At 60.4% G+C, this 25,185-nt stretch carries 27 protein-coding genes and 1 pseudogene; 7 read left to right on the top strand and 21 right to left on the bottom strand.

Annotated features, from left to right (window positions below; translation table 11 throughout):
* Window positions 1-384 (top strand): VOC family protein, encoded by a 384-nt coding sequence (locus GSQ93_RS07285; RefSeq protein WP_158934944.1) that lies wholly within the window; start codon window positions 1-3, stop codon window positions 382-384.
* A gap of 177 nt (window positions 385-561) precedes the next feature.
* Here GSQ93_RS07285 and GSQ93_RS07290 read toward each other — a convergent pair.
* Window positions 562-672 (bottom strand): annotated as a pseudogene (locus GSQ93_RS07290) (short-chain dehydrogenase); the annotation flags it as partial.
* A 231-nt stretch (window positions 673-903) separates the two neighbouring features.
* Between GSQ93_RS07290 and GSQ93_RS07295 the strand changes: the two are divergent.
* Window positions 904-2,931, top strand: coding sequence for a hybrid sensor histidine kinase/response regulator (locus GSQ93_RS07295; protein WP_158934945.1), 2,028 nt, complete (start codon window positions 904-906; stop codon window positions 2,929-2,931).
* Window positions 2,932-2,983: 52 nt separating this feature from the next.
* Here GSQ93_RS07295 and GSQ93_RS07300 read toward each other — a convergent pair whose 3' ends face one another.
* Window positions 2,984-3,259: a PbsX family transcriptional regulator gene (locus GSQ93_RS07300; RefSeq protein ID WP_158934946.1), complete on the bottom strand. Its 276-nt coding sequence runs from the start codon at window positions 3,257-3,259 to the stop codon at window positions 2,984-2,986.
* A 53-nt stretch (window positions 3,260-3,312) separates the two neighbouring features.
* Window positions 3,313-4,017, bottom strand: a complete 705-nt coding sequence (locus GSQ93_RS07305) for a response regulator transcription factor (RefSeq protein ID WP_158934947.1) — start codon at window positions 4,015-4,017, stop codon at window positions 3,313-3,315.
* 267 nt (window positions 4,018-4,284) lie between these two features.
* On the opposite strand from GSQ93_RS07305, the gene GSQ93_RS07310 reads away from it, so the two are divergent.
* Window positions 4,285-4,746 (top strand): response regulator, encoded by a 462-nt coding sequence (locus tag GSQ93_RS07310; RefSeq protein ID WP_158934948.1) that lies wholly within the window; start codon window positions 4,285-4,287, stop codon window positions 4,744-4,746.
* A gap of 78 nt (window positions 4,747-4,824) precedes the next feature.
* Here GSQ93_RS07310 and GSQ93_RS07315 read toward each other — a convergent pair whose 3' ends face one another.
* The 16 genes from GSQ93_RS07315 to GSQ93_RS07390 all read right to left on the bottom strand — a co-directional run bounded on the left by GSQ93_RS07315 (window position 4,825) and on the right by GSQ93_RS07390 (window position 20,074).
* Entirely contained in the window at window positions 4,825-5,289 is a 465-nt protein-coding gene (locus GSQ93_RS07315) for a DUF4126 domain-containing protein (protein ID WP_158934949.1), read from the bottom strand.
* Window positions 5,290-5,730: 441 nt separating this feature from the next.
* The gene (locus GSQ93_RS07320; RefSeq protein WP_158935020.1) at window positions 5,731-7,437 is read right to left on the bottom strand and encodes a methyl-accepting chemotaxis protein; all 1,707 of its coding nucleotides are present in this window, start codon (window positions 7,435-7,437) and stop codon (window positions 5,731-5,733) included.
* A 580-nt stretch (window positions 7,438-8,017) separates the two neighbouring features.
* The gene (locus GSQ93_RS07325) at window positions 8,018-8,242 is read right to left on the bottom strand and encodes a hypothetical protein (protein WP_158934950.1); all 225 of its coding nucleotides are present in this window, start codon (window positions 8,240-8,242) and stop codon (window positions 8,018-8,020) included.
* 392 nt (window positions 8,243-8,634) lie between these two features.
* Window positions 8,635-8,838 (bottom strand): cold-shock protein, encoded by a 204-nt coding sequence (locus GSQ93_RS07330; RefSeq protein WP_031362000.1) that lies wholly within the window; start codon window positions 8,836-8,838, stop codon window positions 8,635-8,637.
* A gap of 298 nt (window positions 8,839-9,136) precedes the next feature.
* Entirely contained in the window at window positions 9,137-9,421 is a 285-nt protein-coding gene (locus GSQ93_RS07335; protein WP_158934951.1) for a DUF6723 family protein, read from the bottom strand.
* Window positions 9,418-9,702, bottom strand: a complete 285-nt coding sequence (locus GSQ93_RS07340; protein WP_158934952.1) for a hypothetical protein — start codon at window positions 9,700-9,702, stop codon at window positions 9,418-9,420. Before GSQ93_RS07340 ends, GSQ93_RS07335 begins: the two co-directional genes overlap by 4 nt.
* A 67-nt stretch (window positions 9,703-9,769) precedes the next feature.
* The gene (locus GSQ93_RS07345) at window positions 9,770-10,147 is read right to left on the bottom strand and encodes a hypothetical protein (protein ID WP_367889740.1); all 378 of its coding nucleotides are present in this window, start codon (window positions 10,145-10,147) and stop codon (window positions 9,770-9,772) included.
* Window positions 10,148-10,235: 88 nt separating this feature from the next.
* Window positions 10,236-10,631, bottom strand: coding sequence for a hypothetical protein (locus GSQ93_RS07350; protein WP_158934953.1), 396 nt, complete (start codon window positions 10,629-10,631; stop codon window positions 10,236-10,238).
* 82 nt (window positions 10,632-10,713) lie between these two features.
* Complete coding sequence (locus tag GSQ93_RS07355) at window positions 10,714-12,063, bottom strand: MFS transporter (RefSeq protein ID WP_158934954.1); 1,350 nt, start codon at window positions 12,061-12,063, stop codon at window positions 10,714-10,716.
* A 102-nt stretch (window positions 12,064-12,165) separates the two neighbouring features.
* Entirely contained in the window at window positions 12,166-13,359 is a 1,194-nt protein-coding gene (locus GSQ93_RS07360) for a CaiB/BaiF CoA-transferase family protein (protein ID WP_158934955.1), read from the bottom strand.
* A 104-nt stretch (window positions 13,360-13,463) separates the two neighbouring features.
* Window positions 13,464-14,402, bottom strand: coding sequence for a LysR family transcriptional regulator (locus GSQ93_RS07365; RefSeq protein WP_158934956.1), 939 nt, complete (start codon window positions 14,400-14,402; stop codon window positions 13,464-13,466).
* Between the two features lie 75 nt (window positions 14,403-14,477).
* On the bottom strand, window positions 14,478-15,881 hold the full coding sequence (locus GSQ93_RS07370; protein ID WP_158934957.1) for an efflux transporter outer membrane subunit: 1,404 nt from the start codon (window positions 15,879-15,881) through the stop codon (window positions 14,478-14,480).
* Window positions 15,882-15,889: 8 nt separating this feature from the next.
* Complete coding sequence (locus GSQ93_RS07375; RefSeq protein ID WP_158934958.1) at window positions 15,890-17,464, bottom strand: DHA2 family efflux MFS transporter permease subunit; 1,575 nt, start codon at window positions 17,462-17,464, stop codon at window positions 15,890-15,892.
* Window positions 17,461-18,561 carry an HlyD family secretion protein gene (locus tag GSQ93_RS07380; protein ID WP_158934959.1) on the bottom strand — a complete coding sequence of 367 codons (1,101 nt, stop codon included), beginning with the start codon at window positions 18,559-18,561 and terminating at the stop codon, window positions 17,461-17,463. Before GSQ93_RS07380 ends, GSQ93_RS07375 begins: the two co-directional genes overlap by 4 nt.
* A 68-nt stretch (window positions 18,562-18,629) precedes the next feature.
* Window positions 18,630-19,052: a MarR family winged helix-turn-helix transcriptional regulator gene (locus GSQ93_RS07385; RefSeq protein WP_158934960.1), complete on the bottom strand. Its 423-nt coding sequence runs from the start codon at window positions 19,050-19,052 to the stop codon at window positions 18,630-18,632.
* A gap of 125 nt (window positions 19,053-19,177) precedes the next feature.
* The gene (locus GSQ93_RS07390) at window positions 19,178-20,074 is read right to left on the bottom strand and encodes a LysR family transcriptional regulator (protein ID WP_158934961.1); all 897 of its coding nucleotides are present in this window, start codon (window positions 20,072-20,074) and stop codon (window positions 19,178-19,180) included.
* A 209-nt stretch (window positions 20,075-20,283) separates the two neighbouring features.
* Here GSQ93_RS07390 and GSQ93_RS07395 point away from each other — a divergent pair, with 209 nt between their 5' ends.
* From GSQ93_RS07395 to GSQ93_RS07410, 4 genes are read left to right on the top strand one after another with little or no spacing between them, the layout of a single operon-like run.
* Window positions 20,284-21,024, top strand: coding sequence for an IclR family transcriptional regulator (locus GSQ93_RS07395; RefSeq protein WP_158934962.1), 741 nt, complete (start codon window positions 20,284-20,286; stop codon window positions 21,022-21,024).
* Between the two features lie 40 nt (window positions 21,025-21,064).
* Window positions 21,065-21,811 carry a transporter substrate-binding domain-containing protein gene (locus GSQ93_RS07400; protein ID WP_158934963.1) on the top strand — a complete coding sequence of 249 codons (747 nt, stop codon included), beginning with the start codon at window positions 21,065-21,067 and terminating at the stop codon, window positions 21,809-21,811.
* A 24-nt stretch (window positions 21,812-21,835) separates the two neighbouring features.
* Complete coding sequence (locus GSQ93_RS07405) at window positions 21,836-22,501, top strand: amino acid ABC transporter permease (protein WP_158934964.1); 666 nt, start codon at window positions 21,836-21,838, stop codon at window positions 22,499-22,501.
* 2 nt (window positions 22,502-22,503) lie between these two features.
* Entirely contained in the window at window positions 22,504-23,295 is a 792-nt protein-coding gene (locus GSQ93_RS07410) for an amino acid ABC transporter ATP-binding protein (protein ID WP_301952050.1), read from the top strand.
* A 21-nt stretch (window positions 23,296-23,316) separates the two neighbouring features.
* Here GSQ93_RS07410 and GSQ93_RS07415 read toward each other — a convergent pair whose 3' ends face one another.
* Window positions 23,317-23,757: a hypothetical protein gene (locus tag GSQ93_RS07415; RefSeq protein WP_158934965.1), complete on the bottom strand. Its 441-nt coding sequence runs from the start codon at window positions 23,755-23,757 to the stop codon at window positions 23,317-23,319.
* Between the two features lie 315 nt (window positions 23,758-24,072).
* Window positions 24,073-25,044 carry a GlxA family transcriptional regulator gene (locus GSQ93_RS07420; protein WP_158934966.1) on the bottom strand — a complete coding sequence of 324 codons (972 nt, stop codon included), beginning with the start codon at window positions 25,042-25,044 and terminating at the stop codon, window positions 24,073-24,075.
* Window positions 25,045-25,185: the final 141 nt, after the last annotated feature.

Here is a 25,185-nt window from a genome sequence, read left to right on the forward strand (position 1 = left end):
ATGGCCATCATCGATCACCTGGATCACCTCGTTCTGACTTGCGTCGATGAAGCGGCGACGCGTCATTTCTACATCGAAATCCTGCAGATGAAGCTCGAAACCTTCGGCGCTGGACGGACCGCGTTCAAGTTCGGCAACCAGAAAATCAACGTGCATGTGCGCGGCAAGGAGTTCGAGCCGAAGGCGCATGTGCCGGTGCCGGGTGCGCTGGACCTGTGCTTCATCGCGGCCGTGCCGCTCGACGATGTGATCGCGCACTTGAAGCAGTGCGAATGGCCGATCATAGAAGGGCCGGTCGAGCGTACCGGCGCCACGCAAAAGATTCGCTCGGTCTACCTCCGTGATCCCGATCTGAACCTGATCGAGATTTCCGAGTTGACTTGAGCGGCCGCGCAGGGATTTGCCGCGCAGCCGTGTTCTTCGCGTTCGAAAACGCCTCCGATAAGCGGCATTCAATAGCGCTCCCGCACGGCAAGCGCTTCTTCACTTAGGCCGCCGACCCCTGACAAGCGCTCACACGCCTCGATCAGCCAATCCTGCAAATCCGCGTCGCGCGCGGCCGCGCTCGGCATGGCGCGCGTGCAGCACCACCTGATGCCCTTGCGCCACGAGCAGACGGGCGGCCAGTTGACCCCGTCTATCGGCGGACCCTGTGATGAAAATGCGCGACATGGCAGTACCTTTTTAAAGATCAGATGAATAAACGCAGGAAGAATATCGATCCGAAAATCATGAAAGCGAGCGTAACGTGAGAGCGTGCGGTTAGCGAGCGCGTGCCGGTGATCACGCCGATGACATGCAGTCATGGCGGATAAGCACTTGGGATTTGTAAAAAACGATGTTTGCTTCGGGCGCGCGGTCGGATAAAGTAATCGACCACGCCCTTTTTCGAGTGAGCGAATCATGGACGTTCCCGAGCATGTTGCCAACCTTGCCGCGCCCAAATCGTCGCGGCTCTTTTCGTCGTCCGCACGCGATGCGGGCTTAAGCCTCGTACGCAATCTCTCGATACCGAAGCCCTTCCCCGAAGCCGCTTTCGAAGCCCAGTTCCTCGAAGACCACAGCCTTCGTTTCTGCGCGTTTCGCCGCGCATCGGCGCTTCTCGCGTTAAGCGTCTGGGTCTGCTTCCTCTGGTACGACTTCAACTTCGGGCGCGAAAGCGCGGTGCTCGCCCCCGTATTCATGCAGATCATGGCGCTGCGGCTGGCCGGCATCGTGTTGCTCGTGTTCGTCGGCAGCCTGACCTTGAGAGCGTCGTTCGCGACGCATGCCACGTCCCAGCGCGTGATCCTCTTCGGGGTATACGGCTGCAACTTGATCCTGCTCCTGCTGGTGGCCTTGTCGCCCGGGCCATTCAATTACACGTGGTATTTCGTTGGCCTCTACCTCGTATTTTTCTTCCAGTTCGGCTTCTTCTATTTGAAGTCCAAGGTAGCGCTGACGGCTGCGGTGGTGACGTTTTCAGCGGTCATCGTGCTGCAGCTCACGATCAGGATTCTCTCGCCCGAAGACTTCTACATGGGCTTGTTCTATCTCTTCAACGTGGTCGTGATCGGTCATGGCGTGTGCGTGCATGCGGAACGGGTATCGCGTGAGCGCTTCGCGGCAGAGCGTGCACTCGGTGTGCTCAATAACGAGCTCCTCACCGCAAACGTTCAACTGGAAAAGAAGCACCTGGATCTGCTGGCGTCGAAGAAAGATCAGGACACCAAGACCAATGCATTGCTCGCGCTCAAGGAGCAGCAGATGCTGGCCGCGGAAACCGCAAGCCGGGAAAAGTCGAATTTCCTCGCCGCCGCCACGCACGATTTGCGGCAGCCCATGCACGCGCTCAATCTCTTCCTGCAAGCCGCCGCCGAAGCACTGCATCACGACGATGTAACCGAAGCCGCCCGTCTGATCGATGAATCCGGCCGTTCGTCGGTGATCCTTGCGCGCTTCCTGAACGCGGTGCTCGATCTCTCGCGGCTCGAGTCGGGCCGCGTCGTGCCGCGCTATCACGTGTTCGACCTCAAGATCGCCGTACTGGAAGCAGCCGAACAACTGCGGCCGCTTGCGGCCATGCACGGCGTCGAGTTGCGGCTGCGCATGCCCGAGGCGCCCGTGTACGTACGCAGCGACGCACATTGGTTGGGGCGGGCCATCGTGAACCTGGTGTCGAACGGCATTCGTTACGCCGATGCCAGCAAGAAAGCCGAGCCCGTGGTGATCGTGGGCGTGGTGCGTTCAGCCACGCGAACGCGCATTGATGTGGTCGACAACGGCATTGGTATTGCGCCGGAACATTGGGATTCGATCTTCCAGCCGTTCTTCCAGGTGGGCAACGCCGAACAGGACAACGATCGGGGACTGGGTCTCGGCCTGTCGATCGTGAATGCGGTGGTATCCATCCTGGAGGAGCATCGGATCGAGTTGAAATCGACTGAAGGACGCGGTTCGCGCTTCTCGCTCGAAATGCCCATTTGCGGTTCGCCTCTTGGCGAAGCTGCACCGCGTGCGCGGGGTGAGACCGCCGATTTGCAGACCGTGCCGCTGGACGGACTTTATGTGTTGCTGGTGGAGGACGACAGTCTCGTGCGGGCATCGACGGAAGCGTTGCTCGTGCAATGGGGCATGCTGTTCGACTCCGCGAGCAGCTTCGAAGAGTTTGAGGCGACGCTGAACAGCATCGAACGATATCCGGATCTCATCATCACGGATTTCCGCTTACGCGATTCGAAAACAGCGCGCGACGTGGCTATGCTCGGCGCGGCGAAAATCGGGCGGCGCTGCCCGTGCCTGGTCGTCACCGGCGAGCCGGCTGCAACCATCGTGCCGCTCGCATGCGATCACGACGTGCTGAGCAAGCCGGTTAGTCCGGCGGAGTTGCGCCGGCAGATTACGTCGCTGATAGCGGGGCGCTCGGCGGGAGATGCGGCGAGGGCTTGCTGAGGAGGAAATGAAATCGGCCGCCTGAAGCGCGGACGGTGGTCAAAAGGCAAACTCAGAACGCTTCAGCGCCAACCGCCAGGCCGGATCCGACCTCGGCATGCAGGTTGTTCTGGGTCATGCCAGCCAGCAGGTCGTCGAGGTCGTGCTCAGCGAAACGCGCGGGCATCGTGGCGATGCATCCGCCTTCCCCGTCGGCAACAAGCGGTGTGTCGCTGCTGCCGGTTTTTTTATCACTGCGCGCATGCGGAATTCCGGTGTTGCCCTTGTCCTGCCACTGCGGGAAGACCCCGGCGGCAAGACCCCGGCGGCATTGTAGAGGCGCAAACACCGGCAAAGCCTCGTCCCCGCTTAGTTTTATCAATCTCTCAGGTCAAGCCTTCCCTACCGTGGCGCGCCCGCTGTCGCCGGGTTGCCCATCGGCATCTCAATCCCGCGCCGCGCCATTTCCACGATCAGGAACGTCCGCCGGGTCACATGAAACCGGGCGAGGAGATCGCTGGAATACTCCTTGGCGGTGTTCTCGCTGATATTCATTTTTCTCGCGATCGCCTTGTTCGACAAACCCTGCAACAAATAGCGCAGCGTCTCGGTCAAGCGCGGCGGCAAGTTCAACGACTCGACCGTCACGCCCGAATGCGTCGACACCGGCTTGGGGCTGTGACCGCCCTTTCCCAGCACGCTATTGGGCAAATACACGCGGCCGCTCAAAATCGTCTTGAGGGCCTCGCGGAACACGCCCGCCCCTTGCTCACTCGCCTTCGAAATAAAGCCGCATGCGCCGCTCCTGATGCATTCCAGCACCGTATCGCGGTCATCTTGTGCGGACAGCATGATGGTCTGTACCTCGCGCTCCTGCTCCCCGATCCAGTTCAGCAGATCGAGTCCCGTGGAATTGCCCCGTAATTGATAGTCGAGGAAAACGAGATCGTACGAGCGCTCGGACAACCTCTCCTTGGCCTGTTCGAAGCCGTCAGCCTCATCGATATCGAGCAACGGTTCGTTGGCAAGGATCAGGCTTTTCATGGCGCTTCTCGTAAGCCCCTCATCCTCGACCAGCAGCACCGTTTTGAAATTACCGTTTTCCATTGCTATTCCCGTAAATCACACCCTGATGGTAACGGCATGTCGGGGCCTCGCCACCCCTCCTTTCGCAGGGATACGAAGGGGGGTCTGCGATCCCCCCGAAAAATTCGCCCGGGTCCCCTCCTCGACCGGGTTTTGCGGCAAACGCTTAACCGCGACACTGCGTCATCGGTTCCGCAGTAATCCCATCGCCGGACTCGAAGCCGCCGTCCATGGAGGTAATGCGGCTCCGGCGCCCCATCCAGTTACAAAAACGAGGAGGAGGACACCATGAGCAGTCGTTCAGGAACAGATGACGAGAGACACTTCGCACTATGGAGCGGCAAGCAGGCACGCATGCCGATTGGCTCACCACGGGTACTGATCGCCCACCAGGACAAGCTGATAGGGGAATCGCTGGCCGCGCTGCTGCGGCTCACCGGGCTGCAGGTGATGCATACCCAGAGCCTGAAATCGGCGCGCTCACTGCTGCAAAACTGGAAACCCCAGGCACTGATACTGGACACGCGGCTCGACAGCGAATCCGGCTACGCCTTCATCAGCGCGCTGCGCCCCGACGCCGACATCACCGGCCGGTTGCTGGTCGCGATCAGCAACGTCTGGCCAGCCGATCCGGTTGAAAGCCTGAAAGATGCAGGCTTCGACGCCCACTGCCGGCGGCCTTGCGCCACCTGGCGCCTGGCAGAAATGCTGGCCACCTACTTCTCGATACCGAAGCGGCACCAATACTGAAGCCGCACTGAATTCACGCTGAAACAGCGCCGATGCCGACGTCGACGCCACTCATACCGGCAGCGCCCAGAAAGAAGCTCAAGCAAACACAATGACGATCAACACTGCACCACCGACCGCTATTACGTCTTCTATCAGCGCTGCCGGCAGATCACGCCCTATTGCGCGAGCTAATGCGCCGCGAGCGTTCGCGCCACCCAGTGTGCCAATAACTGCGCCGATCACTCCCGCTACTGCACCGCCGATCATCGAACCCGCCGCCGCACCCAGCGCGGCCCCGCTCACCGCGCCGGTCACAAGCCGTGCGCCAAACTGCATGGGCACCTTGCGGCTGGGGGTTTTCGGGAGTTGGTCAGTGATGAGTTCGCCAATGGCAAGCACAGTGAGGATATAAGGCGTGACGGTTGCGCCAAGAAACGCGAGCGGTGTGTGCTGGACGGGCAACCAGCCGAGATGCGCCGCCCAGCTTACGGCGGCGGGAGCGGTCATGGCACGAAGGCCGGCGACAACGCCAATCAGCAGGGCAAGAAGATATAAGGACATCGACGGCTCCGGTTCCTGGTGCATTCGGGGTGAGCACGCTGCTGGGGTGCACGTGCTCATCCCGACAGGAATACCGCAAATCTGCCGCGTTAGAAAGGGATAAGGATAGATCGATGCGGCGAGCGGGCCGCCGACAGGCAAGACCGGGGCGGTACCGGTTACGTTCGTGGGACGTTTGACACTAGAGAGATAAGCGCACCGCAAAGCGGATGTTTGCGAGCCAGCGTATCGATACAAAGAATACAGCGCGACGAGACCAACCTAAAAACAGTCATTTGGATAACGAAACATAATTTGATCAATAACGTCATACGGATGCAATGACACAACGCGTTCAGCTTATAAAAACGCAGCCAACCGAAAAGCGTATGGACAAGCGGTTAAAAGCAGCGCGACCGCAGTCGCGCCGCTTCATTTACCTTGCCGGGCAGTCGCCGCGCGTCAGAATGTGCTCCAGCCTTCCTCACCGGCACTGGCTGTTTTCATCGATGCAATCCGCACGGCGGGCGAGCGTTTAACGGCATGTTTAGTAGCGGGCGAAGCCGCAGCACGACCCCCCGGCTTAAACGTGGCCGCAACCGCTGAATGTGACCCAACCGTCGTGCCCTCCATCTGAAAAAACGCCACGGCCTCTGTCAATTGCCGGCCCTGATCCTGCAGTGACTGGGATGCCGCCGCGGCTTCTTCCACCAGCGCTGCGTTCTGCTGCGTGACTTCGTCCATCTGCGTGATGGCCTGGTTCACCTGTTCTATGCCGCGACCCTGCTCAATCGATGCCGCCGCAATCTCTTCCATGATGTCCGTCACTCGCGCGACCGCCTGGGTCACCTCCGACATCGTTTCGCCGGCCTGGCTGGCAAGCGCCGAACCGTTCTGGACCTGTAGCACCGAGTGCGCGATCAGGTCCTTGATCTCCTTGGCTGCATTCGACGATCGTTGCGCGAGACTGCGCACTTCGCTTGCGACCACCGCGAAACCGCGGCCCTGTTCCCCCGCCCGCGCCGCTTCAACCGCCGCGTTCAACGCCAGGATATTGGTCTGGAACGCGATCCCTTCAATAATCCCCGTAATCTCCGCAATCTTCGCCGAGCTTTCGCTGATGCCGTGCATGGTATCGACCACCTGCCCGACCACCTTGTTGCCACGCTGGGCAACATCCGACGCGCTTGTCGCCAGCGCGCTGGCCTGCTGCGCGTTTTCGGTGTTCTGCTTGACCGTCGATGTCAGCTCTTCCATGCTCGCCGCCGTTTCCTCCAGCGACGCCGCCTGTTCCTCGGTACGCTGGCTGAGGTCGGTGTTCCCCATCGCAATCTCTGACGACGCACTCGCGATGCTGCCGCTGCTTTCACGCACGCGGCTCACCGTTTCGATCAGCCGCGCGTTCATGTCGGCGAGTGCGCCGAGCAACTGGCCGGTCTCATCGTTTTGCGTAACCACGATGCGGCTACGAAGATCGCCACGGGCCACCGTGCTGGCGACATCGACGGCACGCCGGATCGGCAACGTGATCGAGCGCGTGATGAACACACCCGCCGTCAATGCCATGGCCATCGCGGCCACGCAAATGGCGATCAACAGGTTGCGCTGCATCTGATATTGATCATCGGAGTCGCGCACCAACTGGTCCTGGCGGTTACGCGTGAAATCGGCGTAAGCGTCCGTCGCCTTCACGAGCGAAGCCAGCAGCGGCCGGCATTCGTTATCCATCTTGACGATGGCCTCGTCATGCTTGCCCGCCAGCGCGAGCGCCACGATGGCGTTGGCAACCGGCCCGTACAGCATCTCCACGCGATCGATTTCTCCCACCAGACTGCGGGCGATGTCGCTGCTGTCTGGCCCGCTCGTGACCATGGTTTTCAATAGCTTCAGCTTCGCCTGCACGTCTTCCGATGCACGCGTGACGTCGGCCTTCTCGATTTCCAGGTCCGCGGGTTTCGTTACCAAGACAAGATTACGGGCCGCAATGGCACGCCGGTCCACTGCGGTGCGAACCTGCGCCGCCATGTCGGCTCGCGCACTTGGACCATGAACGTAGTTCGAAAAACCATCGGTCGAACTGCTCAGCGCGTGCAGCGACATGGCCGACACACCGAGCACGATGACAGAAAGCACACCGAATCCAGCAATGAGCTTGCTCTTGATCGTCATGTGTTTGAGGTTCACGTGGTGACTCCTGCCCGAAACGGGCTCTTGACGGCTGAATAGCCGCTGCCGTTCTTGGCCCCCCAAGCGTCGGCAGCGGTATGAGTGCAGCGCGGCCACATCGATCCGTGTGTCCGCGCGCCGTGCCTGTCGCAAAGTGTTTGTTGACGGCGAGGCTCTCATCCTCGAACGCGTTAAGCTTTTCTGATGCTCCGTCACACATTTGTCGATCCAGGCAAATGATTTAACGACCGCACCACGATGTTGCTTGAGGGTAAAGATGCAATCTTTTTACAAGTATTTTTGGAGTCGATTTTTAAGCAAATGCAGGACAACCGCGACGGCATCCATATGGAGCAAACGCTTATTTGACGGGCTTGAAACGAAAACGGCGCACCTGATGGTGCGCCGCCGGGACACATGCGCTTGGTGCGCATGCCGGGGAACTATGAGAGCAAGCCGATTAATCGAACTTGAGAAACCAAGGCTTGGAATAACGAATGTCTTGAGCATGCTGCTAACAGCAAGCCATATCAATGATCGAGTAACGACCCACCGAGGATCTACCGCGGCCCGCTGCAGACAATCAGCCGCGGGTGTCGACCCAATCCCGTGCCCACTTGCGTGAATGACCGAGCGCTTGTGCTTCGTTCTTGAAATAGTCGAGAACGTGGAACTGGTAGCGGTTACCCTTCTCGCTGCCGCTATGGCGCTCAAGCAAGAGGTTTGACGCGAATGATCCATCAGGCAAACGATGCGCTGAAGGAACGACCTTATAGCCGTTGTACAGATAAATATTAGAATTATGCATGAGTTGATACACACGAACAAACGCGGGTCAGACAAATATTGATTGTCAGGACGCGTTGATAACAGGCACGAGGCCTTAAAAATTCGCAGAGGAAACAGCAGAAAACAGCAGAAAGCAGCCGAAATCACAAGCGCGCAAACAAAACAATAAGCGTTCGTTTTGAATCGCGACGTGTGGCAGCGAAGTTGCAGGAGATTGCAGAGGGACTAAAGCGGACTAAAGTGGAAGTGCAAACAGATGCAAGCAGAGGCAGACAGGTGCAATGCTGGTGGTAGCGGCGCCGTTGAATTAAAGCGACTTCCGCAACCGGGAACCGAAGCTCCGCGAAAACATTTACTTCTCGCGTAAATCGGCGCGAGCCAATTTACGCGATAAATCAATTACACCACCAATTACAGCGGGGTAATGTTCGAAGCTTGCAGACCCTTCGGGCCTTGCTTGGTTTCGAAGCTAACCTTTTGGTTTTCGGCGAGCGTCTTGAAGCCGTCGCTACGAATTTCCGAAAAGTGGGCGAAGAGGTCGTCGCCGCCTGCGTCAGGCGTAATGAAGCCGAAGCCCTTGCTGTCGTTGAACCACTTAACGATACCGGTATCCATATTAAATCCTTGAAAATATAAAAATAATGCAACCCCGTATTGAGGCGAGAGAAGCTTCAAGGAAGTGAGAGGACAACAAATACCGCGGAGATAACGAGGCAGAATGATGAACAGCAATCGAGCTTCTTGAATACTTCGACCTTCAGAATACGTGTCGCGCGTTACGGTGTCAAGCTATTTCGGACCCCGCCTAGTCACACAATGAAACGATTGCACCCGATTGGCCCGTGGACTGCAGTCCGCCGCGCGCCCGGCAGGTGCCGTATGGTCGCCCGCTTTGTCACGTTTGCCACGTTTCTCACTCAGGCACCGCGATATCACCGTCCACCAAGCTTGCACCATATTGCTCCGCATAGTCGCGTGCGCCTTGTGCATCGGGGAAAAGCGGCATGTCCGCGCAGCCGACAAACGGATAGATCACGCGCTTGTCGCTCAGGCGCGTGATTCGCAGCGTGGGCATGGTTCCGCCCGTTGCGCGCCTGGACGAGGCTGCTACGTTGTAATTGGCCCATCCGGCCGGCTTGTCGGCCGTCCGGTTGTCGAGCGAAGAGGCCACGGGCGGGTGATCGAGTGAATAACTCATAGATCAGCGATCGATTCGCCTGCGACGTTGCCGTCGATCAGCCGTTCTGCATAACGCGTGGACGCCAGCCGCGCTTCCCCCGAGCCGCTGAACGGACCGGTGCCCGGCACGCGATACACCCGGCTGGTGGTCGTGCTGTCGTCAACGCCGCGCCGCGAAATCTTCACGGCGGCGTCGAAACCCGAGTCGTAATGGCGGGAACCGTCCGCACCGCGCGGCTTGTGCGGGTAGATCAGCGGAATAATTTCGAGCCCGCGATAGCTTCTTACAGTGTCGTTCATGATGTTCTTCAGTTATTGCGCGACGCCCCGGAGTCTTGTCACGCGTGGCTACTGCGAGCGTTGCCGCTCATGTTGCGTTGTCTGCTCCGCCTGGCTGTAATGGTACGGACGACACCGTCACGGATGGCTGGAACCGCCGCACCGAGCGGGAAAAGCGCCCGCTTCGGGCGTTGTATAGTGCACCGGCCTGAACCTTGCCGTCGATGATGTCTCGACCATATTGCATGGCCAGCTCAATAGCGTCGTCGGCACTGGCCGGCTCGGCACCTTTGATGGCGGGTGAATAGCGCTTGGACGTTGCGCTGTCGGACGGTACGGTGTCTATCTGAACAATGGCGGAAAACCGCTTGGGACCTTTTGCAAACGGATCGCCGTGCGGCGGGAAAATCTGCTGCGAATAAGCGCGCAATGCATAGCCGCGATATTCGGTGGTATGGATGGTCATAACGCACTCGCTGGACACACTGCGCTGACCGTCGTGGAAATCTGCTGAAAACCGATATGCAAACAGACGGTCATCGGCATCGGAACGATTAAGAATGCGCCGAATCGTTGCGTGAGGCAAGGCAAATCGCTGTTTGCCCGGCATTGGGAGGACAGTGGACGGGCTTGACCGGCGGAGGTGACGCGACAACTTTTAATGCATTAGTTGAAGTATGCCGGTCGCTTTTCCCTGAGTTCTCGGCAATTCCGGGGAAGGCGGTATTTTTGGCCGAATCGGAACCGGATAACCGTTCAAAGCCATTTAAATGCGTCACGCGCCGGACAAAATCGTAGCGCTGAGCCAGAAACACCTGCAATTTCCCGGCGTGTAAATCCGCTGAATAACGCAGTCGGGGTATTGTCGCGAACACTTCGACTTTATTTATATTGGCCCATTGCGACAAACCCGTGTCCATATTTAACAACGTATCAGGTTGCGATTGCATTTTTCCCTGAGGCCACAACCAAAGCCTTGCCAGTCTTATAAAGCACGGAATGGCCTCCAAGAATCAAACCGCCAAGCCCAGATTACCGCCCGGAAACGCGAGCCTCCGACGGATCTTTCTGGCGCAATATCGCGGGCAAACCGAACAGCAGGAGCAGCGCACCGATAAGACTCATCGCGCCGATTGCGTATAACGCGGGCGTCGTGCTGCCGGTCAAGTCGCGAACCCGTCCGACCATCACCGGACTCACAATGCCGCCGAGTTGCCCGATCGTGTTGATCAACGCTATGCCGCCCGCAGCGCCCGCCCCTGTCAGGAGTTTTGGCGGCAGCGCCCAGAACGCCGGGATCGAGGCCACCACGCCCGCCCCCATCACGCCGAGCGCCACGATCAGAAGTCCCGTTTGTTTATCGAAGATACCGGCGGCAAAAAAGCCGATCGCCGCCATCACCAACAGCCCGCAGACGAATTGACGGCGTTCGCCCGAGGCATCGGAGAGACGGCCCACCACGACCATGGCGATCGCGCCGCAAACGTAGGGCACGGCCGTCAGCAAGCCGATGGTGGTCGGGTTGTGCGTTCCAGCGCTTCGAATGAGTTGCGGCGCCCAGAAATTGAGCCCATACGACGCCACCTGGATCAAAAAATAGATCAGTCCGAGCATCAGGAAGCCGGGCGTCCTGACTGCGTCGAGCAACGAACGGCCGGCGCCCGTGTGCGGGGCGTGCCGCTGGATGCGGCTTGCCAGCAGTGACTTTTCCGACGCGCTAAGCCAGCCTGCGTCCTCGATGCGGTCCTTCAGCAGTTTGAGTACCATCAGGCCGAGCGCGATACACGGCAAACCGCCAAGCAGGAATAACCAGTGCCACGCGCGGATGCCGAGCACACCGTCCATGTGCCCGAGGACCAGACCCGATAACGGCGCACCCACCAGCCCCGAGAACGCCGAGGCAAGAAACAGCATTGAGGTGATGCGACCGCGATAGCTCGCCGGAAACCACAACGTGAGGTAATACAGCACGCCGGGGGCGAAGCCCGCTTCCATTGCGCCGATGATGAAGCGCAACGCATAGAACTGCCATTCGTTGCCGACCAGTACCATGGCGCTTGTGGCGATGCCCCACGAAATCATGATGCGCGCAATCCAGCGGCGAGCGCCGACCTTGTAAAGCATCAGGTTACTGGGCACCTCGAACAAGACGTAGCCGATCACGAAGAGGCTGGCGCCGAGACCGTAGGCGGTGTCCGAAAAACCGAGATCGCTTTGTAGTTGAAACTTCGCAAAGCTGATGTTGATGCGATCGAAAAACGCGAACAGGTAACAGATCATGATAAGCGGCATCAGCCGCCAGGCGACCTTGCTGATCACCGCTTTTAAGTCGTTTTCGCTGTGTGCCTTCGGTACGGCCGCCGTGGTGCCAAGATCGCTCATGATCGTCTCCTTGCCGGACTGGCTTCAAGGCCGTCCGGTCATATGTGTTCTTTGCTGTTGAGGGAAAGGTTTTGCGAGTGGAAGCAGTGGCGCTTAATCTCACTACTGCACGGCGCCCTCGCTGCGTAACCGTGCGACATCGCTCACATTGAAGCCAAGATCAGACAGTACGGAGTCCGTATGTTCCCCGAGCGCCGGCCCCTGCCATCGAACTTCGCCGGGGGTGTCGGAGAGCTTGGGCACAATGCCGGGCATCTTCACCGACACGCCGCCGGGCAACGCAGCGTCAAGCAACATGTCGCGCGCCTGATAATGCGGGTCCGCCACAATGTCGGCTACGGAATAGATCCTGCCGGACGGCACTTCCGCTGCTTCGAGCGCGGCGAGCACGTCATCAATCGAATGATGCGTGGTCCACGCGGTGATCGCTTCGTCCAGATGTGCGCTCTGTGCGGCGCGGCCGTCGTTGCGGGCGAACGCGGGGTCATCGGCGAGATCGGCGCGGCCTATTACGTGCATCAGGCGCTTGAAGATCGGATCGCTGTTGCCCGCGATCACCACAAAAGCGCCGTCTTCCGTGCGATACGTATTCGACGGCGCGATGCCAGGCAACGCACCGCCGCTGCGTTCGCGGACGTGCCCGAGCAAGTCGTATTCGGGGATCAAGCTTTCCATCAGGTTGAAGACGCTTTCCACGAGCGATACATCCACGACTTGCCCCTCGCCCTGCCCGGTCTTCACGCGCAGGATCGACATCAACGCGCCGATCACCCCGTGCAGCGAAGCCAGCGAGTCGCCGAGACTCACGCCCACGCGTGCCGGTGCGCCATCGACTTCGCCGGTTGTATAGCGAATCCCGCCCATGGCCTCGCCGATCGCACCGAAGCCCGGACGATCGCGATACGGTCCCGACTGTCCATATCCGGAGATGCGGACCATCGTCAGTTTGGGATTGATGGCGTGCAGCACGTCCCAGCCAAGGCCGAGCTTTTCGAGCGCACCGGGACGGAGGTTTTCAATGACGACGTCGGCGTCCGCAGCGAGACGCTTGACGACATCGACACCGTCCGGTGACTTCAGGTTCACGCACACGGACTTCTTGTTGCGCGACTGCAGATACCACCAGAGCGACGTGCCCTCGTGCAGCTTTCGCCATTTGCGAAGCGGGTCGCCGTTGCCCGGCGCTTCAATCTTGATGACGTCGGCGCCGAACTCCCCGAGCATGCGGGCGGCGAACGGCGCCGCAATCAGCGTGCCGATTTCTATGACGCGAATGCCTGCGAGCGGTCCAGCCATGATGCATGTCTCCCGAAAAACGTAACCTGGAAGACAGCTTAGGAGCGGGCAGCGCGACCCGTCCAACCGCATTTCGCCAATGACCGTTCGCGAACGGCGAACGCTCAGGTACCTTTCTGCCCTTCGTGCTCAATGTGCTCCACGGCAAGCAGATGATCGAACAGCATCCGGCTGACCGGCGGGAGGCCGGCAACGTCGCGTACCACGACGATCAGATCGCGTTGGCTCCAGGTTTCGTCGAGCGTGACGGCTGTGAGTCCGAGCGGACGGCCAACGGTGTTGAAGACCTTCAGCGGCAGCACGCTGATGCCCAGACCCGCCTGCACCATGCGGCAAACGCCATCGAAACCCGGCACCTGGATCCGCAGCCGCATGGGTTTACCCGCCTGCCGTGCGGCCATTTGCGTGCGCAGATTGATAGAGCTGGCCGCATGCAGGCCGACATAGTCGCTATCCAGCGTTTCGACGAACGTGACCTGCTCGCGGCGCGCGAGCGCATGATCCTCGGGCATCACCACGACCAGCAAGTCATGCCGGTAGTGCGAGACATCGAGGCCGCGCGTATCGGCTTCGCCTGAGCAGATACCGACGTCGGCGAGGCTGTCGGCTATGCCTTGCACCACGCCACTGCTCGGGCGCTCTTCCAGGTCGAGCTTGATGCGCTCGTTCATCGAAAAGAATGCGCGCAGGTCTTCGGGCAGGAATTCGACGATGGCCGAGAGGTTCGCCATCATGCGGACATAACCGCGCACGCCGGTCGCGTGCTCGGCCAACTCGATGCCAATGTTCTCGACATCGCGCAACACGCGGCGCGCATGATGCAGCAAAGTTTCGCCGGCCGGCGTGAGCTCCATGCCGCGCGCCCGGCGAACGAACAGCGTCGCTCCCACGGCCTGTTCGAGTTCGAGCAACCGTTTGCTCGCGGCCGATACGGCGATGGCCTCACGCTCGGCCGCACGGGTGAGCGTGCCCTCCTCGTACACCGCGAGGAAGAGTTGCAAGGTGGTCAGGTCAAGCCGTCTCAACAGGTTTTTGAGTGCCATGCGGTGGTTAAGCAAATGAACACAAAAGATGCCCGATGTTACCCGACGCACGCACAACGCATGGCTCCTGCTTTGTCACTCTGCCTTTGCTTCGCTCCAGCCGCCGCCAAGCGAACGGTACAACGCCACTGCTGCCAGCGCGTGTTCACGCCGCGCCTGATTCAGCGCATCCGAGTCCTGCAAATATGCTTCCTGCGCGGCGAGGACATCGAGGAAACCGCTCGCACCGCCCTTATAAAGTTGCGTGGAGAGGCGCAGCGACTGATCGGAGGATTGCAATGCTTCCTTCAGGCGGTCAGCCTGCTCCGACGTGCTGACAAGATCGGTACGCGTGTCCTCCACATCTTTCAGCGCTTGCAGCAGGGTCTGCCGCAGACGCAGATCGGACTCGCGCATGCGGCTCTGGCTCTGCTCGATACCCGCCGTAATGCGCCCGGCATTGAAAATAGGACTGGTCGCATTGAGCGCGGCGCTGAAGAGGTTGTCGGTGAGCGTGGGCAAGCCAAGATACGACGACGCGAGCAAACCATCGGTCAGTTGCAGCGAGAACTTCGGATAGCGGTCCGCTTGCGCGACACCCACTTCCGCTGCGCGTTGCGTGAGCTCGGCGTAGGCGCTGCGGACATCGGGACGGCGCAGCAACGCCTCCGACGGCAGCATCTGCGGCACGGCGCTCGAGGGCGTCGGAATGGTCCCGGGCGTGGCGAGCACGAGGGTATCGACGGATTCGGGCGTGCGCCCCGAGTACACCGCGATCAGGCTGAGCTGATGCTGGACAGTGGCGTTGGCACGCGGCAAACGCGCCTGCAACTCGCTCAGCTGGTTCTGTGCGCGGGTGACGTCAAGGCGCGGCGAGAGCCCGTATTGCATGCGTTCTTGCGTCAGGCGCAGCGCACGTTCCCGGATCGCGATGTTGTCCTGCAGGATCTTCTGTTCGCTTTGCGCCCAGCGCAGATCCACATATGCCGACGCCGTGTTTGCTGCGAGCGCAAGGCGAAGTGCATCGACATCATGTTGACGGCCTGTCAATTGCGCCTGTGCCGCCAGCAACTCAAGGCGCTCGCCGCCGAATACGTCGGGCGTCCAGCCGAGCGTTACGCCGAAGCCCGCCTGACGAACATAGCCCAGCGGCGGCGGCGTGTTCTGGCGTGCATCGGCCGCCGTGGCAGTCGCGTCGAGTTCCGGCAGAAGCGCCGCGCGCCGCTGCGTAGTCACGGCCTCGGCCTGCTTCACGCGCTCCAGCGCAGCTTGAACATCCAGGTTCTGGCTCAGTACCGAGCTCACCAGTTCATGCAGCACGGGGTCGCCGAATTGCTCCCACCATGCGGCGGCATCCACGTTGGCTTGCGGGGCGTCGGCGCTCCAGTTCGCGGGCGCTATCGACTGTACGGTCGACGGTAGATCTGCATGGCTCGCGGGTTGCACGGCGCACGCCGCAAGCGTCATGCTTGCTGCCAGTGCCAATAAAATCTTATACATGGTCGACCTCAATGAGCGTCAGGAGAAGGCGGCGCGGCGCCAATAGGCCGCACGAAAATCACGCTGACTATGCCGACGGCGAAGCACATCGTGAGGACATAGAAGGTGTCGGAGAAGGTCATCACCAGCGCTTCACGAAACACCAGCGCATGCAGGTTGGCGAGGCCCGCGTTGGTCGCGTTCAGCGCATCGCCGGCTACCGACCCCCAATGCGAAAATTGCCTCGATAAGAACGCTTCGGTCTCCGGACTTCCCGTTGTGACGCGCTCGCTGATTCGCAGATAGTGAAAATTCAGCCGGTCGTTGAGCATGGTCGCGCTGACCGCAATGCCGATCGCGCCGCCGAGATTGCGCATCAGGTTAAACAGGCCGCTCGCTGACTTGAGACGCGATTGCGGCAATGACCCCAGCGCCATTGTCACGATAGGCGGCACCGCGAACTGCTGGCCAATACCACGCAGCGCCTGCGGCAACAGGAGTTGCTGCCAGCCCCAGTCGTTCGTGAGCGGCACATAGAAGTAGCAGCCAAGACCAAAACACACGAGGCCAAAAAGCAAACACCAGCGCATATCGACGAGACGGGAAGTAAAGGCATAAGCCCCGAGCGCGAGCAACTGGAACACGCCCACCGACAACAACGCAATCCCGATCTGCAGCGAATCCAGTTCACGCACGCGGCTGAGGAACAGCGGCGTGAGGAACACCGCGACGAAGATACCAATGCCTGTCACGAACGACAGCAAACAGCCGATCGCAAAGTTCCTGACCGCGAGCGCGCGCAGATCGACAACGGGATCTTTTGCAGTGAACGCGTGCACGAGAAACAGGAAACCACAGATAGCGGAGATCCATGTGCAGGTGATGATCACGTCGTCGCCGAACCAGTTCTTGCGCGGCCCCTCCTCCAACACATATTCAAGGCAACCAAGGAAACCCGACATCAACGCGATGCCCAGGTAGTCGCCTTTCTTCAATAACGACAAATCGGGTTCGTCAATATGCACGAACTTCGGCACCAGGATTGCAACCACCAGCCCCGGCACGAGGTTCAGATAGAACAGCCAGTGCCATGACCATTGCGAGGTGATCCATCCACCGATCACCGGACCGATCGCCGGGGCGAGCGAAGCGAGCGCGCCGATCGTCGTCGATGCAATCAGCCGTTGCTTGCCGGGGAACAACACGAACGCCGTGGTGAAGACGGTCGGGATCATCGCGGCGCCGAGCGCACCTTGCAGGCCGCGGAAAATGATCATCGAATTGATGTCCCACGCGAGGCCGCACAGCATGCTCGTGACAGTGAAACCGACTGCGGAAGCCACGAACAACCAGCGCGTGGAGAACACTTTGGAGAGCCAGCCGGACATCGGGATCACAAGAATTTCCGCGATCAGATATGAGGTCTGGACCCACGAAAGTTCGTCCTGGCTCGCCGACAAACCGCCGCCAATTTCCCTGAGCGACGACGCCACGATCTGGATGTCCAGCGTCGCCATGAAAAAGCCCAGGCACATCAGCGCGAACGCGAAAACACGCTGTCTCGTGGGCTGGTCGGCGGGGTTCATCGGAACGGCCGGGCTCATGAACGGCTCGCGCTGTCGAGGTGAACCTTGACCGTTGCCGAGAGGCCCGCGCGCAGCACGTCCTGCTTGTCCTTCGGTACGTCGAGGTGAATCCGCACCGGTACGCGCTGCACGATCTTCGTGAAGTTGCCGGTGGCATTCTCAGGCGGCAATACGCTGAAGGTCGCACCGGTCGCCGGCGCAAGGCTTTCCACATGACCTTCAAACGTCCCACTGGATGCATCGAGCGAGACGTCCACACGATCGCCCACATGCATCTTCTTAAGCTGATCTTCCTTGAAGTTCGCGTCGATCCACAGACCCTCAGTGGGCACGATCGTCAGCAGCGACGCCCCCGTGTTCGCGAGCATCCCCACCCGCGCCGTGCGATTGCCGACGTAACCGTCCACGGGCGCGCGGATGATCGTGTACTCCACGTTCAGTTCGGCTACGCGCCGCAACGCTTCAGCGGTCGCGACATGCGCACGCGCGTCGTCGATCTGTGCGGCAAGCACGGCGAGCTGGCGTTGCGAGGCAAGCGCCGCTGCGTTGCTGTTATCGAGCGTGGCGCGAGCCTTCAGGTAATCCGCGTCGGCACGTTCGACCACCTGATTCGATACCGCTTCGTCCTTGACGAGTTGCCGGTAACGCACCTGGTCGGACGCACTGCGCGTGACTTCCGCCGCCGATGCCCGCACCTCCGCCTGACTCTGGTTGATCACGGCGGCCTGCAACTGCTGCCTGGCTTCGAGCTCGGCAACGGCGGCACGTGCGCCCTGTACGTCGGCATCGGCTTGTGCAAGCCTCGCGTCGTAGTCCCGTGAGTCGAGCCGGATCAGCACCTGGTTCGCTTTCACGCGCTGGTTGTCGGAGACCAGCAGTTCGGTCACGAAACCATTCACCTTCGGCGCCATCACGGTGACGTTGCCGCCGACATACGCGTCGTCCGTGCTTTGCACGAAACGCAGCACGGTGAACCAATACGTCGCCGCAGCGGCAATCACGATCACCACGACGATGATCGCGAGCGGCATCCAGCCGATCCGAAAAGGCCGCCGCGCTCCGCGCTCAGCCGTGGGCGCGGCGGTGGACGGAAGCTGCGTGGAGGGAGTGGTCATCGGTGGATCCTGTTGGTTGCGTCGAATGATTTATGCGGGCATGCGCGGTGCACGGTCAGGCGCTACGTTCATTCGCTGGTCAAGCGGAACAGTTCGCGCCGCAGACGTGCCGCTTGCCGGCGCCCGAACTTCGCCTCGAATTCTTCTTGTGCTGCCTGCCAGTGCCGCAGGGCCTCGGTTAGCTTGGTCTGGCCGCCTTCAGTCAACGACAACTGCAAACGCCGCTGACACGGGCCGCCCAACTTCGCCACGACAAACCCGCTGCGCAGCAACGGCTGCAGCCCCCGGACCAGCGTCGTGCGCTCCATCACCATCGCCTGGGCGAGTTCCGCCATCGTCAGGTCCGGCATGCGCTCAAGCGCCGAGATAATGCTGAATTGCGTCGGCGTGATCTGTACCGCAGACAAATGCCGCTCGTATAACTGAGAGATGTGCCGCGCAGCTTGGCGAACCGCAAAACAGTCGTCGTGTCTGGGAGGGCGTGTGTGCATGTGCACAGATTATGTGTGCATATGCACGTAGTCAACCGTCATTGCGCACATTTAATTAATGACGAATCGGTCAACAATCGGAAGGAAATCGATACGAAATGAGAATGAAAGCTTGCCCGCCCGGCTCAGACTTCGAAGAATTCCGCCGCGTGTTCAATGAACGCCCGCACCTTGGCCGGCAGTAATGTGCGGCTGCTATACGCCAGCCGGATCTCGATCGCGCCATCGACGATCTCGAAGTCGTCCAGCAGCGACACCAGCTTGCCGGACGCCAATTCGTCGCGAACCAGCGCAGCAGGCAACACGCCCAGGCCGAAACCCTGCAGCACCAGTTCGCGGTTGAACACCGCGTTGTTCGATGTCACGTCAGCCTTCAGCGGCACCGTGATCTGCTCGCCTCCGTCCAGCCGGAACGTCAGCATGGGCTTGCGGATCGACGCATGCATGGCGACGAATTCAAGCCCGGCGAGCGCGGACGGATGCACCGGCCGCGGCTTGCCTTCCAGATACCCCGGCGTCACCACAATGACGAGCGGAATGCGCTCGAGCAGGCGCGTGACGGTGGTGTCGCTGGTCAGCATGAAGGGCAGCACGACACCGAGATCGTAACCGTCCGCCACCAGGTCCACGGGACGCTCGGTCAGCGTGACGTCGAGTCCGATCAGCGGATATCGACGGCGGAAAGTGGCGATCAACGGGACCAGCCGGTTGACCGTTGCCGTCGTATGCGCGACCAGCCGCAGCATGCCGGTCGGATCACTCGTGTGGTCGGACGCCTGAGCCTCCAGCGCGTCGAGTTCATCAAGCACACGTGAGCAGCCCGCGAAGAATTGCTCGGCGGTCTCGGTCAGCGAGATGTGGCGGGTGGTCCGATGAAAGAGCCTGTTGCCCAGCCGCTGCTCAAGCGTGGCGATGGCGCGCGACACGACCGGCGGCGACACGCCAAGCAGATCGGCGGCACGCGTGAAACTCTTCGCTTCCACGACCGCGCGGAACACTTTGAGGCTTGTCAGATAGTCCATGTCTCGTCCTTGAGGGTGCGGCGCGGTTAGCTTCAGCCGGCTTTGCAGCCGAGCAACTCCGTCGCGCAACGCCCGGATTCTCCAGCAAGCCGGACCTTTTTGCCGATCATCACGCCGCACTGAAAGGGAAAATGGCCTCGCCGCGGTCATTTTCTCATCCAGTAAGAATTTATTTCTTTCTTTGAGAATTGGCGAGAGAGACTCTCGCCATGAAACAGCCTGCCGAATCCTCCTCCGTCGTCGATCGCGTCCTTAACGCGCTGACCAGCGTTGCGCGAGCAGGACGACCGATCGGCGCCAAGCAGATCGCATCGGACATTGGTGCGCCTTTGTCCACTGTGTATCGGCTGCTGGGCTCGCTCAAAGAGTGGGGACTCTTGCAGGAGCATGCAAACTCCGGCCTGTTCGAACCCGGTCCGGCCAGCGTGCAACTCGCGTGGGGTTTCGACCAGAACGCGCAGCTCGTTACCCAAAGCCGCGACGAAATCCGGGCGCTCGTGCAGCGAACCGGCGAGAGCGTGGGCTTGCTCGTCCCGATCAACGACGCCGTCGTATGCCTCTCAATGATTGAAAGTGACCAGCCGCTGCGCTGCTCGTTCGCCCGTGGCCGCACGCATCCGCTGACACGCGGCGCCTCCGCGAAAGCACTGCTCGCGTTTCTGCCCGAAGCAAGGGCTGATCTCCTGATCGCCGGCAGTGCATCCGATGACGCTGAAAGCGCCGCCGCGCTACGCGTGCAACTGGACGAGATTCGCCGCCGCCGATTTGCGACGAGCGAGAGCGAAGTCGATATAGGCGTATGGGGCGTGAGCGCCCCGCTTATATCCGATGCGGGACGGCTGGAAGGAACCATCACCTTGATGGCGCCGGTGGCTCGCATTGCAGGACGTGAAGCCGAACTCGCGCAGCTCACGCGCGCGGCGGCAGATCGCATTGGCTACAAGCTTTGAACCCTTTTATTTTGTGTCCACGCTATTCAAGGAACCCAGCATGAAACTGACCCAGGCACTTTCCGCCCTCGCGCTCGCTGTTGTCGTTAGCGTGGCCGCCGCGCCCGCCGCCCGCGCCGCCGATGACACCATCCGCGTGGCGACCGACGCGACCTTTCCCCCGCTCGAATTCGTCAAGGACGGCAAGCGCACGGGCTTCGATATCGAGTTGATCGAAGCCATGGCCAAGACCATGGGCAAGAAAGTGCAATGGGTGGATATCGACTTCAAGGGGCTGATTCCGGGGCTGATCGCGAATCGCTTTGATGTGGCCGCGTCGGGCATCTACATGACGGACGAACGCCGCAAGGTCGTCGATTTCACCGATCCGTACTACAAGGGCGGCCTTGTAGTGGTGGTGCGCAAGAACGATACGTCGATCAAGACACCCGCCGATCTCGACGGCAAGAAAGTGACCGTGCAGGTCGGCACGAAATCGGTCGCCTTCCTGAAAGACAACTATCCGAAGGTGCAGCGCGTGGAAGTTGAAAAGAACCAGGAGATGTTTGACCTGGTGAACATCGGCCGCGCCGATGCCGCGGTCACCGGCCGCCCCGCCGCCGTGGAGTACGCGAAGGCGCAGCCTAACGTACGTGTACTCGACAAGGGGTTGAGCACGGAACTGTACGGCTTTGCGCTGCGCAAGGACGAAACCGATCTGACGGCGCAAATGAACAAGGCGCTGCAGACACTGCGCGCGAATGGCGCGTACGACGCGCTCGCGACGAAGTGGTTCGGCAAGCAATAAAGCATCGCCTGACAGGAGTAACCGATGACGCTCGATTTTTCCCCCGTATGGGCAGGCTGGGAAGCACTCGCGACCGGCGCTGCGACGACTATCGAAGTCACGGCCTGTTCGCTCGTACTCGGCTGCGTGCTGGGCCTGTTAGTGGGAATCGGCAGGCTCGCGCCGCAGCGTCGCGTGGTCTATGGCATCTGCACCGCTTATCTCACGTTCATACGCGGCACGCCATTACTCGTGCAGCTTTTCATCCTGTTCTTCGGCCTGCCGCAGTTTGGCATCATGCTGCCCGCGTTTGCGTGCGGCGTGCTTGGACTCGGCGTTTATAGCGGGGCGTATGTGTCGGAGATCGTGCGAGGGTCAATTCAATCAGTGGATCGTGGCCAGATGGAAGCCGCGCGATCACTTGGGATGCCTTATCGAATGTCGATGCGCAAGGTGATCTTGCCGCAAGCATTTGTGCGCATGATTCCGCCGCTCGGCAACGAGTTTATTGCGTTGATCAAGAACTCGGCGCTGGTCTCCCTGCTGACGATCAACGACCTGATGCACGAAGGCGAGAAGATCATTAGTGTCTCGTACCGGTCGCTGGAGGTGTACATCGTGATCGCATTCATCTACCTGATCCTGACGAGCGCAACGTCGCTGGTGTTGCGCAAGACAGAAAAATCGCTGCGTGCCGACGGGAGAGTCTGAGCATGAGCACGACCGTGAATATGAGTATGAACGAGCCCATTGTTTCAGTCAGAAAACTGGCGAAGTCGTTCGGGCCCAACCGCGTGTTGAACAGTATCGATATCGACGTGCAGCCGTCTCAGGTGATCGTGGTGATCGGGCCTAGCGGCTCGGGCAAGAGCACCTTCCTGCGCTGCCTGAACGGGCTGGAAACGGCCGAAGAAGGCACGGTCAAGATCTGCGGCCACGCGCTGGTGGACAACGGCCGGATGATCAACGAGAACGGCCTGAACCGGATCCGCAAGGATGTGGGCATGGTGTTTCAATCGTTCAACCTTTTTCCGCATCTGACCGCGCTGCAGAACGTCACGCTCGCGCCGCGCTCGCTGGCCCGCGTGAGCGCGGCGGAAGCCGACGCCCAGGCGCGCGCCTTGCTCGCGAAGGTCGGGCTCGGTCATAAGGCCGACGTTTATCCGGGCACTTTATCCGGTGGGCAAAAGCAACGCGTGGCGATTGCACGAGCGCTGGCCATGCGCCCGCAAGTCATGCTCTTCGATGAACCCACCTCCGCGCTCGATCCCGAACTGGTCGGCGAGGTGCTGCAGGTTATGCAGACGCTGGCGAGGGAAGGCATGACCATGCTGATCGTCACGCATGAGATGAATTTTGCACGCGATGTGGCGGATACGATCGTGGTGATGGACCATGGCAGCGTGATCGAGGCTGGACCGCCGGCACAGATTTTCGGGGCGCCGCGCGAAGCCCGCACACGCAGCTTCCTGCAAGCCGTCTTGTCGCGCGAACAGGCGGTATGAGCAACGAGCCTATCCAGGACGTTAGGATGCCCCGGTCTCTGCCGGATAAGGCCAGCGGCTAAAACGCGATTCCGCCTTGGCTTCGTGTGACGGTGCCTGCAGTCCTTCCGCGAACCAAGCAACGTCGTTTCTGCGCTCCTTGACATAGCGCTCCCACCCTTTGGCGTTGCCAGTGAAGAGGTCGTGCTGCACCGTCGATGCGAGCAAGGAGCGGTTCAGGTCTTCATCGAGCAGGGTTTTCGGCCAAAGGAAAAACGCAGCGGTCGCGCGCTCGGTCACCTGTTGCGGCGTCATGGCGGCATCGAGATAACCGAGCCACGTAAAACTGGTGAGCGAGTCCTCACGCGCAATTGCGTCACCGAGCGTGGCGTAACGCTGAGCGCTACGTGACAAGCACGACAGTGCCTCCAGCACATCGCCCAGATGCAGCAAAAGTGCACGTCGTTCATAAGCATCTTTCATTCAAATCTCCAGATTCATTGATTCAGGCTGCTGGCGGCGAAGCCGGTTTGTTCTTCGTCGGCGGTGTCATAAAAGTTCGCGAGCATTGAACCGGACGAGCACGATTCGAACACCACGACCTGAACTGACGACGACGTCGGTTCGATAGCGGAAACACTCTCGACAAGAACGGAACGTCTCCCGCTTCTCCCGTGAGCATGAAGCGGTCCAGCATACGGCAAGCAGCAATGCAAAACGGCCGCGTGCTTTATCGCCCGGGTTTTGACATCGTCATATGCCAGCATCGTAAAGCGCGTCACGACCGTTCGTGCACAGTCAAGCGTCTGCGCCGAGTTTCTGAAAGCTCAGACGGTAATCATTGGGCGACACCCCCAGGCGTTGCCGGAACACTATTCGCATGCGATCCGCCGTGCCGAAACCGCACTCATACGCGATTGTTTTCAACGGCGTCGTACTGCTTTCCAACAGGTTGCGCGCTGCATCAATACGCGCCCGCTCCACGAAATCATGCGGTGTCACGCCAGTTGCCTCGACGAACCCGCGCGCGAAATTGCGCTCGCTCATGCCCGCGATTTGCGCCAGCTTTTCAACCGTCATGCGTTCGCCAATATGCTCCATCACGTAGGCCTGCACCTTGGCTGCGGGTGACGTCTCGTCGGCAGGCGCACTCAGGTACGGGCTGAATTGCGACTGGCCGCCGCGGCGCTGTGCAAATACCACCAGACGCTTCGCGACTGCGAGTGCAATACGCGCCCCATGATCCTCAGCGACAAGCGAAAGGGCGACGTCAATCCCCGCCGTCACACCCGCCGATGTCACCAGGTTGCCGTCGCGAATATGAATACGGTCGAGCTCGACCTGGGCCCGTGGAAATTGCCGTGCGAGTTGCGGCGCATTTTGCCAGTGCGTTGTGACATGACGGCCATCGATCAGACCGGCATGACCCAGCGCGAACGCGCCCGTGCAGATCGAACCGTAGCGCTCACAACGGGAAGCCACGTCGCGCAGCCACGCGCTCAGGCGCGGATCGGGGAGATCGGAAGGAAGCCCGGGACCACCCGCCACGAGCGCAATATCGTAACGCTGCTGCGGTGCCTCGCACGTAATGTCCGCGAGCATCCGCGTGCCGTTCGACGCGCGCACCGGCGTGTTGTCCGCGCCGACCAGCGTGATCGCGTACCCCGCGCCCGGGGCGACGAAACCGTTCGCCTCGGCGAATACGTCGAGTGGACCTGCGACATCGAGCGCCTGCACTTGCGGAAAAATCGCGATGGCGACGCTGCGCATGAGGTCGTACTCCTATGGAAAGGGCTGTTTTTTCACGCGTTTTACGCGCTTGGCAGGAGACGCCGTGCGGTTGGCAGACTTCGACGGACCCAATGCGTTGCGGCCATGAGCACGCGCGGCGACACTGAATTCGTCGTCCAC

Source organism: Burkholderia sp. S171, assembly GCF_009766085.1.
Taxonomy (GTDB): Bacteria; Pseudomonadota; Gammaproteobacteria; order Burkholderiales; family Burkholderiaceae; genus Caballeronia.